This window comes from Ruegeria sp. Alg231-54 (assembly GCF_900143525.1).
GTDB lineage: Bacteria > Pseudomonadota > Alphaproteobacteria > Rhodobacterales > Rhodobacteraceae > Ruegeria.
This window is the reverse complement of the sequence record NZ_FREZ01000006.1, coordinates 222070-238916: the sequence shown is the minus strand read 5'-3', so window position 1 is coordinate 238916 and position 16847 is coordinate 222070. Positions and strand designations below refer to the sequence as shown.

The window sequence follows — 16847 nt, the reverse complement described above, 5'->3', positions numbered from 1 at the left end:
AAACTCAGTCTCGTTTCTTGCCTTTCACGCCTGCCCACAGGCGCTTGTTGACAAGATACAGAAGCACCGACAACAGCGACAGGAACAGCACGCCGACGAAGCCCGAGTATTTGCGCTCCATCATCTTCGGCTCGGCCGTCCACATCAGGAAGGCAGCGATGTCTTCGGACAGGGCTTCGACAGTGGCCGGGTGGCCATCGGCGAATTCAACCTGATCTTCGGACAGCGGCGGCGCCATCGAGATCCAGCCTCCGGGGAAGGCCTTGTTCTCATACAGGATGGTGCCTGCTTCTTCTTTTTCTTCACCGGTATAGCCGTCCAGCAGCGAGGCGATGTATTCCGCGCCACCCATGCCTTTGAAGAACTGGTTGATCCCCAGACCATAAGGCCCGTGGAACCCGGCGCGGGCCTTGGCCATCAGGCTCAGGTCCGGTGCGCCAACACCGTCATTGACCGGGAAGTGGTCGGTCGGGATTGCCGGGCGGAAATCGTCCAGCTCCGGATCGAACACTTCGAAGTTGTCTGCTGAATAGGCGATGACTTCTTCTTCCGAATAGCCCAGCGCTTCGAGATCACGCAGAGGCACATAGCGCAGGCCGTGGCAGGCTGCACAGACCTCGGTATAGATCTGAAGGCCGCGCTGCAGCTGGTTTTGATCCCAGGTGCCAAAGGGGCCTTCAAACGAGAAGTGGAAGTCTTCGATGTGCTGCTCGCCCCCACCTGCTGCGAAGGACGCAGCAGGGGTAAGGGCCAAAGCAAACGCGGCACCGATTGCAAGTTTCTTGAACATGTTTCCGGTCCCTCTTCTTACTCGGCCGGCGTGGCGTCGGCGTCAGCCTTGCCATAATGCGCGTTGAAGTCTTCTTCGATGGTCTCTGGCTGTGGCAGCGGTTTTTCAATTACACCCAGGATCGGCAGGATCACGAAGAAATAAGCGAACCAGTAGGCCGATGCGATCAGCGAGAAGGTCGCATAGGGCTCTTCCGCGGGCATCGCACCCAGCCACATCAGGGCAAAGAAGTCGATGATCAGCAGGTAGAACCACCATTTGAACATCGGGCGGTATTTGCCCGAACGCACGGTCGACGTGTCCAGCCAGGGCGCCAGCGCCATTGCCAGGATCGCACCGAACATCGCAATCACACCAAAGAACTTGGCGTCGACGATGCCACCGGTGATGAAGCTGGCGAATTGTACAACCCAGACCTCGCCGGTGAAGGCGCGCAAGATCGCGTAGAAAGGCAGGAAGTACCATTCGGGAACGATGTGTGCAGGCGTTACCAGCGGGTTGGCTTCGATGTAGTTGTCCGGGTGGCCCAGATAGTTCGGCATGTAGCCGACGATGGCCCAGAACACGACCAGGATCACGGCCAGAGCGAACAGGTCCTTGATCACGAAGTACGGCCAGAATGGCAGCGTGTCTTTCTCGGCATCGGCTTTCGACGTGCGGCGAACTTCAACACCTGTGGGGTTGTTGTTGCCGGTGGTGTGGAAGGCCCAGATATGCACGATGACCAGCGCCGCGATAACAAACGGCAGCAGATAGTGCAGCGAGAAGAAGCGGTTCAGCGTGGCATTGTCCACCGCGGGTCCGCCCAGCAGCCAAGTCTGGATCGCGTCACCCACAAACGGGATCGCGCCAAACAGGCCGGTGATCACGGTTGCACCCCAGAAGGACATCTGACCCCAAGGCAGAACATAGCCCATGAAGGCAGTACCCATCATCATCAGATAGATAAGCATACCGATGATCCACGTGATCTCACGCGGGGCTTTGTATGAGCCGTAGAACAGGCCACGGAAGATGTGGATGTAGACCGCAACAAAGAACAGAGACGCGCCGTTCATGTGAATGTAGCGCAGCATATAGCCGCCATTCACGTTGCGCATGATGTGTTCGATGCTGGCGAAGGCCAGATCGACATGCGGGGTGTAGTGCATCACCAGAACGATACCGGTGACGATTTGCAACGCCAGGCAGAACGCCAGGACGATGCCCCAGATCCACCACCAGTTCAGGTTCTTGGGGGTGGGGATCATGATGGTGTCGTAAATCAGGCCGACGATGGGCAAGCGGCTGTTCAGCCACTTCTCGCCGTTTGTCTTCGGCTCGTAATGATCGTGGGGAATTCCGGACATAAGTTTGGGTCTCCCTTAGCCGAGTTTGATGGTGCTGGCGTCGGTCCACTCTGCGGGCGGAACGGGCAGGTTTTCAGGTGCGGGACCCTTGCGGATACGTCCGGCCAGATCGTAGTGCGATCCGTGGCAGGGGCAGAACCAGCCACCAAAGTCGCCAGCATCGCCCAGCGGCACACAGCCAAGGTGCGTACATACGCCCATCTGAACGATCCACGCGCCCGGCGCTTCGCCCTCGGGCGACGGCATCACGCGGTTGGCGTCGGTCGCCGGAGCATCCGCGTTCAGGTTGAAGTTACGGGCCAGCGGATCAGGCAGTGCATCAACGCCTTCGGCGTCCTGTTCCTGCGCTTCTTGAATTTCGGCACCTGTGCGGTGGCGAACAAACACAGGTTTACCCAGCCATTTCACGGTCAACTGCGTACCGGGTTCAACGCCGCTCACATCCACGCGGATCGAGGACAGCGCCTGAACGTCTGCCGATGGGTTCATTTGATTGATCAGGGGCCATACGGCTGCACCCGTCGCGACGACACCTGCGCCGCCTGCGACGTAGTAGAGGAAATCTCTGCGGGTGCCTTCGTGGTCTTCTGCGTGGGACACGAGGTTTTCTCCGATTCCGGCGCCCGGGGGTAACCCGAGCAAACATGCATCAGCACCGCATCAAAGCGGCGTCTCATCGCGGCTATCTATCCGGGAGAATTCGGTTCGTCCAGCGGTCATAGGCGCGCAGTGCGCCACAACAGGGCATTCATGTCACAACGAGGGGCGAAAGTTTCAAGATACGGACCTGTTTTTTGGCAAAAACACTCCGGTCCCCCGGCTTTTTTTCAATGTGATTCGATTCGCTTCGACGGTGTAGAACGGTACTGCCCAGACCCAGTCCCACAAGGTTTTACAGAATGCCGATCCGCCCACCTTGAACTTTTCGTCATATTCGGGAATATTTCCGTATATGAGAAATTCCATGGAAGCCACCTCTGACAAACTGGCCACGCATTTGCGTGGATTGCGAGAGCAGCACAGCATGACCCTCGACACTTTGGCCGGAAGAACTGGTTTAAGCCGCGCCACCCTGTCGCGGATCGAGAAAAACGAAGTCAGCCCGACCGCCGAGACGCTAGGCCGTCTGGCAACGGTCTATGCAGTGCCGATCTCTCAGCTACTTGCCCCGCTGGAGCAAGGTTTCCAACCGATCGTCCGGCGGCACGACCAGCCGTTCTGGACGGATCGTGGGCGCGCGTTTCAACGTCGCAGCGTTTCGCCCCCCAGTGGGCAGCTTTCGGTTGAATTGATCGAAGGAACCCTGACCGCACGGCAGCGCATAGCCTATGATGCACCCGCAGTTCCGGGGCAAGAGCATCACCTGTATGTCTTGTCCGGGCAGATCGAAATCACGGTCGAGGGGAAAGCTTATGACCTTCGACAAGGGGATTGCCTGCGGTACATTTTGTTTGGCGAGACAGTCTTTGAAACGACCCATAGTCCCTGCACTTACGTGATCGCATTGTCATGACCATTCAGACACCCAACGTCTCCCGTCTTACCCCGGCGGATATCGACAACAATCTGACAGATCTATGCCGCACGCTTGTTGACAGCGTTGCCGACGGTGCCGCGATCAGCTTCATGATGCCGCTTGACCATGACACCGCCGCGCGGTTCTGGACGGATGACGTCAAACCCGCCATCGAAACAGGCGCGCGGCACTTGTTTGGCGCATATTATCAGCGTCGCATGATCGGTACGGTCCAGCTGTTGCTTGCCATGCCCCCAAATCAGCCCCACCGGGCAGAAATCTCGAAGATGATCGTTCACCCTGATGCCAGGCGTCGCGGTTTGGGCAAGGCCCTGATGCAAGAGGCCCTGAAATCCGCACAAGAAGCCGGGAAGACACTCATTACACTAGACACGCGCACCGGAGACGTCTCGGAATCCCTTTACAGGTCTGTCGGGTTCAAACCGGCAGGTGTCATCCCCGATTTCGCATTCGACCCGGACGGAAAATCCCGTCACGCGACGACCTATATGTACCGATACCTTTGACTTAAGCTCGAATTTACGGTGACGCCCGACATAGTAAGACGCGCCGCTTCTGCAGGGCATATAGATGTAGAAAATCTGAGTTGAAAATAGATATTTTACAACGGCTTAGTCATGTTTGATTTCGATTGAACTTTAGACGCAAATGATCGAAATGCGGGAAATCCCAATCTCTGCAGGACGTCTCTTATGTCAAAGCTTTTTGCACCAACCCTGATCCTCGCACTGACCGTGCCCTTTCAGGCGATAGCGGCCGGTGATCCGGCGAAAGGCGAAAAACTCTACAATCGCTGCTCTTCTTGCCACGCAATCATCAAAGATGGCCAAGTTCTGGTCAAAGGCGGCATCACTGGCCCGAATCTTTACGGCGTCGTCGGTCGCATCGCCGGAACCGAGTCAGATTACCTGAACGGAAGCGAGCGTTTGCCCATCGGAATGTTCACCGACGACATGATCCGGGCGGGCCAGGAAGGGCTGGTCTGGACGCAAGAGAATATCGCCACGTATTCCAAAAACCCGATCGCATTTATTCAGGAATATCTGGATGACGAAACCGCGCGCCCAAACATGAGCGTCAAACTGAAAAAGGGCGCCGATGACATCGCGGCCTATCTTGCGACGTTCAACGAATGATGTCTGTCGCTGGTCGTTCTGCCGTCAGAGCGACCAGCGCATTGATCCCCGATCAGGCCGGCGGTTGCGTTGCGACCATGCTGGGGCGTTCGACAAACTTCTCGTACCAAGCGGCCAGCGCGTCATTTCCCTTGCGCCACCCACGCGCATCGTGGCGGAAATCGACATAGCCCAGCGCGCAGGCCACTGCGACCTGCCCCATATCCAACGGTCCGGACAGATGCGCCATCCACCGTTGGTTCAACGCGGCGCAGGCGCGTTCTATCTTGTCCCATTGCGCATCGGCCCAGCCCTCCCATTGCTTGTCTTCGGGCCGCATCCGAGCCTCATAGGTGATCAGCAACGCCGCATCCAGAATACCATCCGCCAGCGCCTCAAGCGTCAGCACATCCCAATGCCGGGCACCGTCCTGATAAAGACCGGCCTGCCCGCGCGCGTCCAGAAACGCACAGATAACTCGGCTATCGAACAGGGTCGGTCCATCGGGGCGCTCTAACGCGGGCACCTTTGTCAGCGGAGCCTTGGCCAATAGCGGCTCGGCCGGGGACATTGGCGTCGTTGCAACATTCAGCAGTTCGACATCCTGCAACTGGTTTGTTTCATGCAACAAAACCATAACCTTACGGACATAGGGCGAAGTGGGGCTGAAATAGAGTTTCATAAGAGATCTCCCTGAATTGCCGGAACTCTACAGCACCAAATTTAAAACAAAACCCGTCAATTGGTGCGCCAACCTCACCCTCTCATAAATTTTTGCAGAGCATCAAGCTCGGACCCGATCCCGTCGTTTGCGATGTGTTCTGCCGCGCTCAGGCGGACTGCATCGGGCTTGTTTTGATTCAGCTTCCAGGTGCCTTGAATGTCGTCAATGCGAAACCCGAACGGCACAATCATACGCATCATCTTATCCAACGCGTCCTTGCTCATCTTGCCGGTAGTCCAAGGGGATTTGGGCAGCAGACGCGCCTCATAAAAGGCGGACTGGCGATTTAGCAGGTCCAGCAACTCTTCTTGCGGGCGCTGTTCTAACTGACCGATCAGATGCACAGCGACATAGTTCCATGTCGGAACCTGATCGTCGATCCCGTACCAATCCGGCGATACGTAACCATCTGGCCCCGTGACAGCGATTCTGGCTGGTTTAGGGTCTTTCAGCATGCGGACGATCGGATTGGATCTGACAAGATGCAGCTCGGCCAGCGTGCCATCCTCAGACAGCAGAAACGGCACGTGGCTAATCAACGGCGCTTCATCCGTCGACACCGCAAGAACCCCGAACGCGCGGTCACGCGCAAAGGCAACATGGCGCTCGGTCTCTTCCGCGCGAAAGGCTGGATTGGGATGCATGGCTGTCCTCCTGCAAAATCTCTTGCAGAACCGGCCGCACCTTGGCAAGGTCCGCCCGTTCTCAGGGCGGGGTGAAATTCCCCACCGGCGGTATGCGGGCGATGATCCGTAAGCCCGCGAGCGGCCCCGGTGTGCGGGGTGTCAGCAGATCTGGTGAGATGCCAGAGCCGACGGTTATAGTCCGGATGAAAGAGAACGTGCAGCGCGTCGGTCCTGGCTTGCGCCTGCCCGTGATCGCCTTGGGTGACGTGTCTGTTGCGAAAGGAGATCATGATGACACACACCCGCTATGCTTTTGTGAAAGCCAACTGGCATTCCGATATCGTTGACCAGGCTCTCGAAGGGTTTCTGGAGCTTGTCCCCGCCGAACAGGTTGACGTTTTCGACGTCCCCGGCGCGTTCGAGATGCCGCTGCTGGCCCGCGATCTGGCCCAAACCGGGCGCTATGCCGCGGTCGCCTGCGCGGCGTTTGTCGTGGATGGTGGCATTTACCGGCACGATTTCGTCGCGCAAGCCGTAGTCGATGGGTTGATGCGCGCCAGTATGGACACCGGTGTTCCGGTACTGTCAGTCTCGCTGACGCCGCACCAGTATCAAGAAACCGATCACCACAATGCCATCTACCGCGCGCACTTTGTCGAAAAGGGTCGCGAGGCTGCACAGGCGGCCCTGAAGATCACCAAAACCCGTGCGTCGTTGACCCGTGCCGCATAGGCACAGCTGGTTGGGGTTCCCCTGCCCCAACCGCAAATCCGCTTGAGGCCAAGGGCCTTGCCCGCTAATCACGACGCGCAAAGGAGCATGCCCCATGTCGATGAACAGTTTTGGCCACCTTTTCCGCGTCACCACCTGGGGTGAAAGCCACGGACCCGCATTGGGTGCGACCGTCGATGGCTGCCCTCCGGGTGTTACGATCGACGAGGCGATGATTCAGCAGTGGCTGGACAAGCGCAAACCGGGTCAGAACAAGTTCACCACCCAACGGCGCGAGCCAGATCAGGTCAAAATCCTGTCGGGCGTGTTCGAAGGCCAAACAACGGGCACACCGGTGCAGCTGATGATCGAGAACACCGATCAGCGCTCAAAAGATTACGGCGATATCATGGACAAGTTCCGTCCCGGGCACGCCGATATCACCTACTGGCAGAAGTACGGCATCCGTGACTATCGCGGCGGCGGGCGCAGTTCGGCCCGGGAAACCGCATCGCGTGTGGCGGCGGGCGGACTGGCGCGTGAAGCGATCAAGCAAATCGCGCCCAATGTACAGATTACCGGATACATGACCCAGATCGGCCCGCACAAGATTGACCGGGGCAATTTCGACTGGTCCCAGATTGAACAGAACCCGTTCTGGACCCCGGACGCACAAGCCGCCGAAGACTGGGCCAACTACCTAGACGAATTGCGCAAATCCGGGAACTCGGTTGGTGCGATTGTCGAGGTTGTGGCCCGCGGCGTCCCGGCAGGCATAGGCGCGCCGGTTTACGCCAAGTTAGACACTGATTTGGCCGCCGCGATGATGTCGATCAACGCGGTGAAAGGCGTTGAGATCGGCGAAGGCATGGCTGCAGCAGAACTGACGGGCGAAGCCAATGCGGACGAGATTTTCATGGGCCAGAACGGCCCGCAATACAGCTCAAACCACGCGGGCGGTATCTTGGGCGGTATCTCGACTGGACAAGACGTTGTTGTGCGGTTTGCTGTCAAGCCTACCTCATCCATTCTGACCACACGCAAGACCATCACCAAATCAGGCGAAGAGACCGAGATCATCACCAAAGGCCGTCACGACCCCTGCGTAGGCATCCGTGCCGTTCCGGTGGGTGAGGCAATGATGGCATGCGTGATCCTCGACCACCTGCTGCTACATCGCGGCCAGATCGGAGAGAACCGTGGACGGATCGGCTGATCTGCGCACGCGCCTGCGGGCCGTCGTTGCGCAACGTATGGAAACCGACCCTGCGCATGATCTGGCCCATCTGGACCGGGTCTGGGTAAACGCACAGGCCATTGCAAACGACAAGACCGACATGCCGGTGCTGCTGGCCGCCGCTTATCTGCATGATCTGGTAAATTTGTCCAAGGACGACCCAGACCGCCATTTGGCATCGCGCCGATCGGCCGAAGAATCAGAGTCTATTTTGCTAAGCTTGGGCTATTCTGCAGGTCAGATACACGCAATCAAGCATGCAATCGAGGCACATAGTTTTTCGGCCAACATCAAGCCGGAAACGCTCGAAGCCTGCATTCTGCGCGATGCCGACAGGCTGGACGCGCTGGGCGCGATTGGAGTTGCCCGGAATTTCTCAGTCTCCGGTGCTTTGGGACGGTCGCTTTATGACCCGGCAGATCCCTTTGCTGCCAGCCGCCCGCTGGACGACCTGCATTTTTCAATCGACCACTGGAAGGTCAAACTACTGGGCCTTCCTGGCGATATGCTGACCGAGGGTGGCAAAGAGATCGCGCAGCGCAGAATCACACGCATGATCCGCTTTCTGGAAGAGTTCGCGCAAGAGATCGGCAGCCCACTGCCGACCGATTGGACGAATCTGTAAACGACGCGTTGATCTTTCCCCGCCAAAAGCGCAGTTTCGCGCCGATGGCAAAACCCTTAACATCGCATCGACCTTTGCTGGCCGTCGCTCTAAAAACGAGCGCGGTGTTTTTGTTCACGGTCATGGCGGCGATAGTCAAAGCGCAGTCCAACCACTTCCCGCCCGGCGAGATGGTGTTTTTCCGATCCCTCTTTGCCATTCCGGTGATTGTCATCTGGCTCATGGCGCGCGGAGAATTGGCGCAAGGGTTCAAAGTCCGTAAACCCTCGGGTCATTTCTGGCGCGGCGTGCTGGGCACCACGGCGATGGGGCTTACTTTTACCGGCCTTGGCTTGATCCCGCTGCCCGAAGCGACAGCGATTGGCTATGCCACCCCGATTTTCACCCTGATCCTTGCCGCTGTGATGCTAGGTGAACGTATCCGAAAGATCAGGATCGCCGCCGTGTCCATCGGGCTTTTGGGTGTCCTGATCATGATCTGGCCCAGACTGGGCGGCAACAACATGGAAGCTGCTGCGACCTTCGGCGCATTGTGTATTCTGGGCGCAACCGTTGCCCGGGCCTTTGTGCAGATCCACATCCGGCAGTTGGTGCAAGTCGACCATCCTGCGGCCATTGTCTTCTATTTCTCGATGACCGCGACCATCCTGTCCGGGCTGACCATCTTTTGGGGGTGGGTCATGCCAACATGGGAACAGGCAGGCTTTTTGATTCTGGCTGGTCTGATCGGAGGTGTGGCGCAGATTCTGGTGACTTCGTCCTATCGGTTTGGGCAGGCTTCGATGCTGGCGCCCTATGATTACACCTCGATGCTGTTTGCCATCGTCATTGGCTATGTCTGGTTCAGTGAACTGCCAACACTGGTCATGCTGGCCGGAGCGGCGCTGGTGATTGTCGGTAACGTCGTGGTGATCTGGCGCGAACATCAACTGGGCTTGGAGCGCGGCAAGGCACGCGCGGTCACGGATCCCAAAGCCTGACCTTTACCTTTGCAGAACTTCCCCTAGGGTGAGCCCAACACAAGATGAGGGTTTCCCATGAACGACGCACAGGATCACAAGGAAAAGATGCAAAAGGTGCAAGCCCAGCACCGCAAGAAAGTGTCCGAGGCAGTTGATCCGGACCGCGGGCTGGTGCTTATCAACACTGGCAAGGGTAAGGGTAAGTCCTCGGCCGCGTTCGGGGTCGTGATCCGTGCGCTGGGTTGGGGCCAGAAGGTCGGCGTTGTTCAATTCATCAAGGGAAAGTGGAAAACCGGCGAACGTCTCTTTTTCGAAGAACGCGGTCTGGTGACCTGGCACACGATGGGTGAAGGCTTCACCTGGGATACCCAGGACCGCGAGCGTGACATCGCCGCCGCAAACTCTGCCTTTGACAAGGCACGCGCCCTCATGTCCAGCGGTGACTACGATCTGGTCGTACTGGACGAGATCAACATCGCGCTTCGATACGAATACCTGTCGGTCGAACAGGTGATCGATGGACTGAAAGAGCGGTCTGACAAGACCAGCGTGTTTCTGACGGGTCGGGATGCGCCGCAGGGGCTGCGCGATTATGCCGATCTGGTCACCGAAATGACCGAGGAAAAGCACCCGTTTCAGGCCGGAATCAAAGCCCAGCGCGGCGTGGATTTCTGAGGATCAAAGTCTAAACAGCCCCACTCAGGGGCTGTTACGCTGGCGGATTTTCGTTGAGAAACCTAACTGACCCGCGTCGGCAGGCGGCGCTGTCCGGCAGTGGTTGCGCATCCCCGTCGCCTTTGGTTGCCTTGGGCTTGTCGACATAGGCGCAGTAATCGTCGTCACAGCAACATCCACAAGCGGTGGCCGCTTCGTGCCGTGCCATGATTTCGTCAAGTGGGTCACCCATCGTCATTTCCTGTTGCGCGTGTCGTTTCCGAGGCGGTGGCGCGCTCTCACTAGGCTATACGCTAAGTCCGCAGACCGCCTCGAAACCTAGTGCTGGATGCTAACACATCTGGCCTTGTTCTTTATCTGATTATTTTTGTCGGAATTTGCAAGATCAAAATAACACTTCCTGGATTGCCCCGCAGTTGAACGGCGGTGAACGAAATTATTCCAGGCGTTTTGCGAAAACCAATTTCCTGAAATCTCCCTTTTTAGGGCCTTATATGCCGGTACACGGCGCAATAAACAAACCAGAGAGCCGCCTGCCGGTGAAACAAGCGGCTCTGGGATTTTGAAATTCACGTTGTTGCGGTGAACCCAACGTGCGTCAGGTTCAAGCAGTAACACCCTGCTCTGGCGCGCTAAGCGAGATGACGGCGACCACCGCAGCTCCGTTCAGCCAGTAAAAGATCGCATCCATTCCCGAAAACCCAAACAGGCTGGGCGCGGCCAGGAAAACGACGCCGACCAGCAGATCGACCGCCAAGTGAAAGTTGTAGGGAAGAACGCGCCAGATCCCCAAATGGTGATCCGTCAACACCGTCAGGACAAACGCCGCGACGCCGGTAACGACCGACAGCCACAACGCCATCGGGTTGGATTGCCCCAGTCCAAGCAAAAAGGGCAGCCCCATCAGCGCAAAGGCAACAGGGTAATCCAGATAGGCGTGAATATTGCGGGTGACAAAGCGGAGAGACATGAGAGTTCCTTTCCTGATATGAGACAACCTCAAGCTAGGAAAGAAACTCGGAACGTTTAATTCCGGATCGTTCGTGAAACGTTGCAGATCGTCCAGAGCTTCAATTCGATCAGTGCATTGATCGATAGGCGGCTGGCGATACGCCAACCTGCTTCTTGAATACCCGCGAAAAGGCGGCTTCCGAGGCATAGCCGACCTCGGCCGCGGCATCGGCCACGTTCCAACGGGCCTCAGTCAATCCGTGACACGCAATCTGCATCCGCCAATCGGTCAGATATTGCATGGGCGTTGTCCCCATCTTTTCTGAGAATAGCTGTGCGAACGCAGTGCGAGACATTCCGGCCTCACGTGCCAGAGACTCGACGCTCCACTCTTGCGCGGGCGAATGATGAAACGCAGTCAATGCACGCGAAATGCGGGAATCAGCAAACCCGGCAAGCGCGGTGTCGCTGGGGCTTTGATGTTCAAGATGGGCGCGGATGGCCTGCGCGAACAGGACTTCGGACAGTTTCAGCGCTATGAGGTCACCACCAATCCGCGCGCCGTTGATCTCGGACCCGATCATACGCAGGGTGGCTTCGATCCAAGCTCCGGCTTCTTCGCCATAGTTTTCGATCAGGATGTATGGGGGAAGCCGATCAATCAGCATATGCCCTGTTCCCTGTCGCCCCGGAGGTCCGGTGAAAGAGAAATGACCGCAGATCAATTGCGTGTCGCGACTTTTGTCTTCGCCACCATAGATCAGCACCCCGTCGCCCTTGTACCCGGCCTCTTTCAACACCTGTTCAAGCGGCAGGGCATCCAGCGGTTGAACCTCATTGCACAGTAGTGCATGGGCGGATCCGTGCGGGATAACGATCAGGTCGCCTTGCTTCAATCGCAAGGTTTGTCCTGTGTTAGAGACGAATACTTTCAGCTCTCCGCGCTGTACAAAGTGAAATCTGGCCACATTTTGATAGGCCGGCACCTGTATACCAAAGGGCGGCGTGAAAGAGGTTCGAAAGTAAAACGTGCCCTTCAAGGACAGACGGGTGAGAATATCGCTAAGCAGATCCAACATTGGTTTAAGATAGACGCGGCTACGCGTTCGTCCAGCCATGCGGACGATCTGCAAGTCTTTATGCACTAGCGGCAATAACAAAGCCCCCGCGATAGCGCGAGGGCTTCTGTCAATGCATCTGAGTGTTATCAGGCGCGGACAAGCGCCTCATAATCGGCGGCGATCTCCCGGGTCAGGTCTCCGACCTCAAACGTATAATCGCCGATCTGGCCCACCGGGGTCACCTCAGCTGCGGTCCCGGTCAACCAGCACTGTTCGAAATCCGCCATTTCCTCGGGCTTGATGCGGCGCTCGTGGACGGTGATACCTTTGTCTTTCAGCATCTGAATGACGGTCTGACGGGTGATCCCGTTCAGGAAGCAATCGGCCAGAGGCGTATGAACCTCACCATCTTTTACGAAGAACACGTTTGCGCCTGTCGCCTCGGCCACGTAACCGCGCCAGTCCATAAACAGCGCGTCCGAGCAGCCCTTGGCCTCGGCCTTATGTTTCGAGATGGTGCAGATCATGTAAAGACCCGCCGCCTTGGCGTGCACCGGGATGGTTTCCGGGCTGGGGCGTTTCCATTCCGCGATATCCAGCTTGGCGCCCTGCATCTTGGCGTCACCATAGTAGGCGCCCCAAGGCCACACGGCGACGGCCATCCGGACTGGGTTCTTGGCTGATGCCACCCCCATGTCTTCCCCCGAGCCACGCCAGACCAGCGCACGGACATAGGCGTCCTGCAGGCCGCTGGCTTTCAGCGCTTCTTCCTTGGCGGCCTCGATGTCGTCCACCGAATAGGGCATAGGCATGTCCAACGCTTCGGCCGAGGCAATCAAACGCGCAGAATGTTCGCGACTTTTGAAAATCTTGCCGTTATAAGCACGCTCACCTTCGAACACCGAAGACGCATAGTGCATCGCGTGGGACAGGATATGCACATTGGCTTCGCGCCAGGGCACCAGTTTGCCATCCAACCAGATGACGCCATCACGATCATCATACCCCGCCATGCGAAACCTCCTGACATGGGATCAATTTTCGATTGTTGCGTAAATTAAGTCCACATCGGACATAAAGTTGCGCAAAAACAGCGATTCGATACCCGTCCACTCTTGGAATGTCAATAACGCTGACATAAACTCGGGTCGAGTAACGAATGAGGCATACTATGTCGGAAACCCGCCCCGCCCCAGCCTTTGGTGGCGAGAGCCTTTTATTTTTGACCGACGAGCAGTTGCGGCAGGGGATCGAGGCGATGTTTTTCGCCTATCGCGGCTTTACCGCAGATCCTGATCGCATCCTGACCGAAATGGCCTATGGACGGGCGCACCACCGGGCAATCCATTTCATCAACCGCGCGCCGGGGACGACGGTCAATAACCTTCTGGCCATTCTGGGCGTGACAAAACAGTCTCTGAACAGGGTTTTGCGGACGTTGATCGACGACGGTCTGGTCGAAAGCCGGGTCGGATCAGTGGACAAACGCGAAAGACACCTATTTCTGACAGAACAGGGCAAGGCGCTAGAGGCCAAACTGTCTGAGGCCCAGCGCGTCCGAATGCGCGCCGCGTATAAAAAGGCGGGACCCGAGGCTGTGTCAGGGTTTCGTAAAGTGCTTGAAGCGATGATGGATGCTGATATGCGTCATGCCTATACGAAACTGCGGGATACCACCTCATGAACGAAATGGATGCCCATCTGCTGATCGTCGACGATGACGAGCGCATTCGCGATCTATTGAAGAAGTTTCTGATGCGGAACGGATTTCTGGTCACGGCTGCTCGGGATGCAGCACATGCGCGGCGAGTGCTTTTGGGGTTGGATTTCGACATGATCGTGCTGGACGTGATGATGCCAGGCGAGGATGGGGTCAGCCTGACCAAAGCGCTGCGCGAGACCCATACCACTCCGATCCTGCTGTTGACCGCGCGCGGCGAAACCGAGCATCGCATTGCCGGGCTTGAGGCCGGTGCAGATGATTACCTGGCCAAACCGTTCGAGCCGAAAGAGCTGTTGTTGCGGATCAATGCGATCCTGCGGCGGATGCCGGAAACCCCGGCGCAGGATGCGACGGCGAAGATACTGCACCTTGGCCCGATCCGGTACGACATCGAACGGGGCGAGATGTGGCAAGGCGAAGACCCGGTACGTTTGACGGCGACCGAAAGCCAGTTGATGAAGATTTTCTCGGCCCAGCCAGGAGAGCCGATCAGCCGCACCAAACTGGTCGAGGATCTGGGTCGCGACAAGGGTCAGGCGCAAGAACGCGCGGTGGATGTTCAGATCACCCGTCTGCGCCGCAAGATCGAACAGGACCCAAAGCAGCCGCGTTATCTGCAGACCGTACGCGGCGCCGGATATATGTTGGCGCCGGATTGATTTAGCCGCTGCGCGGCGCTTTCATGCCTTCGGCGAGGATATTTTTGGCCTGATGAAGATGAGATCCTGATGACAACCGCCCTTTTGACCCACGCCGATTGCCTTGATCACGTGACACCGCAAGGTCACCCCGAGAGGGTGGCGCGGTTGGAACATATCCTGCATGCGCTGGAAGGGCTGGACCTGAAGCGCGTGACGGCCCCTATGGCCGCAGATGACGACCTGCTGCGTGTGCATCCTGAAAGCCACGTCCGCAACATCCGTGAGGCAAGACCTGCCGACGGGTTCAAACAGATTGACGGGGACACGTTCATGTCTCCGGGATCGGTGGACGCGGCTTACCGGGCTGCCGGTGCGGTTGTGCGTGCGGTAGACATGGTCTTAGGCGGCGAAGCTCAGAATGCCTTTTGCGCGATCCGCCCGCCCGGTCACCATGCCGAAACGGAAACAGCGATGGGCTTCTGCCTGTTTGGCAATGCAGCGCTGGCGGCCAAGCACGCATTGGATCATCACGGATTGAAGCGTGTTGCTGTTGTGGATTTCGACGTTCACCATGGAAATGGCACACAGGACTTACTGTGGGAGGAGGCCCGCGCGTTGGTGATCACCAGCCAGCAGATGCCATTGTGGCCTGGTTCGGGTCGTCCGGATGAGACCGGTGCCTATGAAACCGTTTTGAACATCCCGCTGGCGCCCGGCACAGGTGGGGCCGAGATGCGGACAGCTTACGAAACGCAAGCCTTCCCGAGACTGCGCGCATTCAAGCCGGAACTGATCATCATCTCGGCAGGCTTTGACGCACATCAGGACGATCCGCTGGCCAATCTGAACTGGTCCACAGGCGATTTTGCATGGATCACCGCCGAACTGTGCAAGATCGCCGATGACCTGTGTGAAGGCCGTATCGTCTCGACTTTGGAAGGCGGGTATGATCTGAACGCCCTTGCCGAGGCCACTCGTGCCCATGTGGAAGAACTGATGAAGGCAGCCCGATGACCGATACTCCTGTTGATCAGATGACATTCGAACAAGCCATGAAAGAGCTTGAGGCCGTTGTCGGCCAGCTGGAGCGTGGGGACGTGGCGCTGGATCAGTCCATTGCGCTGTATGAGCGCGGTGCCGCGTTGAAGAAACGCTGCGAAGACGAATTGAAGCGGGCTGAAGAAAAGGTCGCAGCCATTACTTTGGATGCCAATGGGCAGCCAACCGGGACGACGCCTGTCGAAGGTCAGTAAATGTTCAAGGAAATTCTGGCGCAGGATGCCGCGCGGATTCAGGCTCAGTTCGATCTGGTCCTGAGCGCGTTGGACGAATTGGATGTTACCCGGGCGATGGCCTACACCACGCAGGGCGGCAAGCGATTGCGTGGGTTTCTGGTGATGGAAAGCGCGCGGATGCATGGCATCGACACAACTCAGGCAATCTGGCCTGCGACAGGAATCGAAGCCCTGCACGCCTATTCGCTGGTCCATGATGACCTTCCCTGCATGGACGATGACGATCTGCGACGTGGACGTCCGACTGTGCACGTAAAGTGGGACGAAGGCACCGCCGTTCTTGCCGGTGATGCCCTGCAGACATTGGCCTTTGAGCTGTGTACCCGGCCCGAGGTCGGAAATGCAGAGGTTCGTGCTGAATTGGCTCTAACCCTGGCCAAAGCAAGCGGTGCGCAAGGAATGGTGCTGGGGCAAGCGCTGGATATGGCGGCTGAAACAGCAGCCGCGCCCCTGACACTGAAGCAGATCACCACACTTCAGGCTGGCAAAACCGGTGCTCTGATTGAATGGTCCGCCTGCGCCGGTGCGCGTTTGGCCCAGGCAGATCCCGAACCCTTGCGCCAATATGCCCAGGCGCTTGGCCTTGCTTTTCAGATCGCTGATGACATTCTGGATATTGAAGGTGATGCCGAGAAGGCCGGCAAACGATTGCAAAAGGACGCCGAGGCGGGCAAGGCCACGTTTGTTTCGCTTTTGGGCCTGAACGCCGCGAAATCCCGCGCCGCAGAACTGGTTGATCAGGCCTGCGCCGCGCTGGATGGATACGGTGCCAAGGCTGAAACCTTGAAGGACGCGGCACGCTTCGTTATTGCCCGGGACAGCTAA

The 16847-nt window shown here is 57.7% G+C and carries 22 protein-coding genes and 1 riboswitch; of the genes, 13 read left to right on the top strand and 9 right to left on the bottom strand.

The window, feature by feature from the left end; all coding sequences use genetic code 11:
- Positions 1–4 precede the first annotated feature (4 nt).
- The 3 genes from DHN12_RS13260 to petA are packed head-to-tail and all read right to left on the bottom strand — an operon-like array spanning position 5 to position 2739.
- Positions 5–790, bottom strand: coding sequence for a cytochrome c1 (locus DHN12_RS13260; protein WP_108860629.1), 786 nt, complete (start codon positions 788–790; stop codon positions 5–7).
- 17 nt (positions 791–807) lie between these two features.
- Entirely contained in the window at positions 808–2139 is a 1332-nt protein-coding gene (gene petB / locus DHN12_RS13255) for a cytochrome b (protein ID WP_108860628.1), read from the bottom strand.
- A gap of 15 nt (positions 2140–2154) precedes the next feature.
- On the bottom strand, positions 2155–2739 hold the full coding sequence (gene petA, locus DHN12_RS13250; RefSeq protein ID WP_058279154.1) for a ubiquinol-cytochrome c reductase iron-sulfur subunit: 585 nt from the start codon (positions 2737–2739) through the stop codon (positions 2155–2157).
- A 364-nt stretch (positions 2740–3103) separates the two neighbouring features.
- On the opposite strand from petA, the gene DHN12_RS13240 reads away from it, so the two are divergent.
- The 3 genes from DHN12_RS13240 to DHN12_RS13230 all read left to right on the top strand — a co-directional run bounded on the left by DHN12_RS13240 (position 3104) and on the right by DHN12_RS13230 (position 4812).
- A complete protein-coding gene (locus tag DHN12_RS13240; RefSeq protein WP_108860626.1) occupies positions 3104–3652 on the top strand; it encodes a helix-turn-helix domain-containing protein in 549 nt (182 codons plus the stop codon).
- Entirely contained in the window at positions 3649–4182 is a 534-nt protein-coding gene (locus DHN12_RS13235; RefSeq protein WP_199913506.1) for a GNAT family N-acetyltransferase, read from the top strand. The genes DHN12_RS13240 and DHN12_RS13235 overlap by 4 nt, the downstream gene beginning before the upstream one ends.
- Before the next feature lie 186 nt (positions 4183–4368).
- Complete coding sequence (locus DHN12_RS13230; protein WP_108860625.1) at positions 4369–4812, top strand: cytochrome c family protein; 444 nt, start codon at positions 4369–4371, stop codon at positions 4810–4812.
- A 52-nt stretch (positions 4813–4864) separates the two neighbouring features.
- Here DHN12_RS13230 and DHN12_RS13225 read toward each other — a convergent pair whose 3' ends face one another.
- Both DHN12_RS13225 and DHN12_RS13220 read right to left on the bottom strand, forming a co-directional pair.
- Positions 4865–5473 (bottom strand): glutathione S-transferase, encoded by a 609-nt coding sequence (locus DHN12_RS13225; RefSeq protein WP_108860624.1) that lies wholly within the window; start codon positions 5471–5473, stop codon positions 4865–4867.
- A gap of 74 nt (positions 5474–5547) precedes the next feature.
- On the bottom strand, positions 5548–6159 hold the full coding sequence (locus tag DHN12_RS13220) for an FMN-binding negative transcriptional regulator (RefSeq protein WP_108860623.1): 612 nt from the start codon (positions 6157–6159) through the stop codon (positions 5548–5550).
- A gap of 53 nt (positions 6160–6212) precedes the next feature.
- A riboswitch (FMN riboswitch) is annotated at positions 6213–6360 on the top strand.
- A gap of 72 nt (positions 6361–6432) precedes the next feature.
- Between DHN12_RS13220 and DHN12_RS13215 the strand changes: the two genes are divergently transcribed.
- From DHN12_RS13215 to cobO, 5 genes are all read left to right on the top strand, one after another.
- On the top strand, positions 6433–6873 hold the full coding sequence (locus DHN12_RS13215) for a 6,7-dimethyl-8-ribityllumazine synthase (protein ID WP_108860655.1): 441 nt from the start codon (positions 6433–6435) through the stop codon (positions 6871–6873).
- A 94-nt stretch (positions 6874–6967) separates the two neighbouring features.
- Positions 6968–8068, top strand: a complete 1101-nt coding sequence (aroC, locus tag DHN12_RS13210) for a chorismate synthase (RefSeq protein WP_108860622.1) — start codon at positions 6968–6970, stop codon at positions 8066–8068.
- The gene (locus tag DHN12_RS13205; protein WP_108860621.1) at positions 8052–8714 is read left to right on the top strand and encodes an HD domain-containing protein; all 663 of its coding nucleotides are present in this window, start codon (positions 8052–8054) and stop codon (positions 8712–8714) included. The genes aroC and DHN12_RS13205 overlap by 17 nt, the downstream gene beginning before the upstream one ends.
- A 44-nt stretch (positions 8715–8758) precedes the next feature.
- A complete protein-coding gene (locus DHN12_RS13200; protein ID WP_108860654.1) occupies positions 8759–9694 on the top strand; it encodes a DMT family transporter in 936 nt (311 codons plus the stop codon).
- 57 nt (positions 9695–9751) lie between these two features.
- Positions 9752–10351 (top strand): cob(I)yrinic acid a,c-diamide adenosyltransferase, encoded by a 600-nt coding sequence (gene cobO / locus DHN12_RS13195; protein ID WP_108860620.1) that lies wholly within the window; start codon positions 9752–9754, stop codon positions 10349–10351.
- Positions 10352–10385: 34 nt separating this feature from the next.
- Here cobO and DHN12_RS13190 read toward each other — a convergent pair whose 3' ends face one another.
- The 4 genes from DHN12_RS13190 to DHN12_RS13175 form a co-directional block, all read right to left on the bottom strand.
- Positions 10386–10583 carry a hypothetical protein gene (locus DHN12_RS13190; protein ID WP_159090027.1) on the bottom strand — a complete coding sequence of 66 codons (198 nt, stop codon included), beginning with the start codon at positions 10581–10583 and terminating at the stop codon, positions 10386–10388.
- A gap of 372 nt (positions 10584–10955) precedes the next feature.
- Positions 10956–11321, bottom strand: a complete 366-nt coding sequence (locus DHN12_RS13185) for a hypothetical protein (RefSeq protein WP_108860618.1) — start codon at positions 11319–11321, stop codon at positions 10956–10958.
- 109 nt (positions 11322–11430) lie between these two features.
- Positions 11431–12381: an AraC family transcriptional regulator gene (locus tag DHN12_RS13180; RefSeq protein WP_108860653.1), complete on the bottom strand. Its 951-nt coding sequence runs from the start codon at positions 12379–12381 to the stop codon at positions 11431–11433.
- A gap of 128 nt (positions 12382–12509) precedes the next feature.
- Positions 12510–13376: a branched-chain amino acid aminotransferase gene (locus DHN12_RS13175; RefSeq protein ID WP_108860617.1), complete on the bottom strand. Its 867-nt coding sequence runs from the start codon at positions 13374–13376 to the stop codon at positions 12510–12512.
- A 158-nt stretch (positions 13377–13534) separates the two neighbouring features.
- On the opposite strand from DHN12_RS13175, the gene DHN12_RS13170 reads away from it, so the two are divergent.
- The 5 genes from DHN12_RS13170 (at position 13535) to DHN12_RS13150 (ending at position 16847) form a co-directional block, all read left to right on the top strand.
- The gene (locus DHN12_RS13170) at positions 13535–14047 is read left to right on the top strand and encodes a MarR family winged helix-turn-helix transcriptional regulator (protein WP_108860616.1); all 513 of its coding nucleotides are present in this window, start codon (positions 13535–13537) and stop codon (positions 14045–14047) included.
- Complete coding sequence (locus DHN12_RS13165; protein WP_108860615.1) at positions 14044–14745, top strand: response regulator; 702 nt, start codon at positions 14044–14046, stop codon at positions 14743–14745. Before DHN12_RS13170 ends, DHN12_RS13165 begins: the two co-directional genes overlap by 4 nt.
- A 69-nt stretch (positions 14746–14814) precedes the next feature.
- On the top strand, positions 14815–15741 hold the full coding sequence (locus tag DHN12_RS13160) for a histone deacetylase family protein (protein ID WP_108860614.1): 927 nt from the start codon (positions 14815–14817) through the stop codon (positions 15739–15741).
- Complete coding sequence (locus DHN12_RS13155) at positions 15738–15980, top strand: exodeoxyribonuclease VII small subunit (protein ID WP_058272726.1); 243 nt, start codon at positions 15738–15740, stop codon at positions 15978–15980. The genes DHN12_RS13160 and DHN12_RS13155 overlap by 4 nt, the downstream gene beginning before the upstream one ends.
- On the top strand, positions 15981–16847 hold the full coding sequence (locus DHN12_RS13150) for a polyprenyl synthetase family protein (RefSeq protein WP_108860613.1): 867 nt from the start codon (positions 15981–15983) through the stop codon (positions 16845–16847).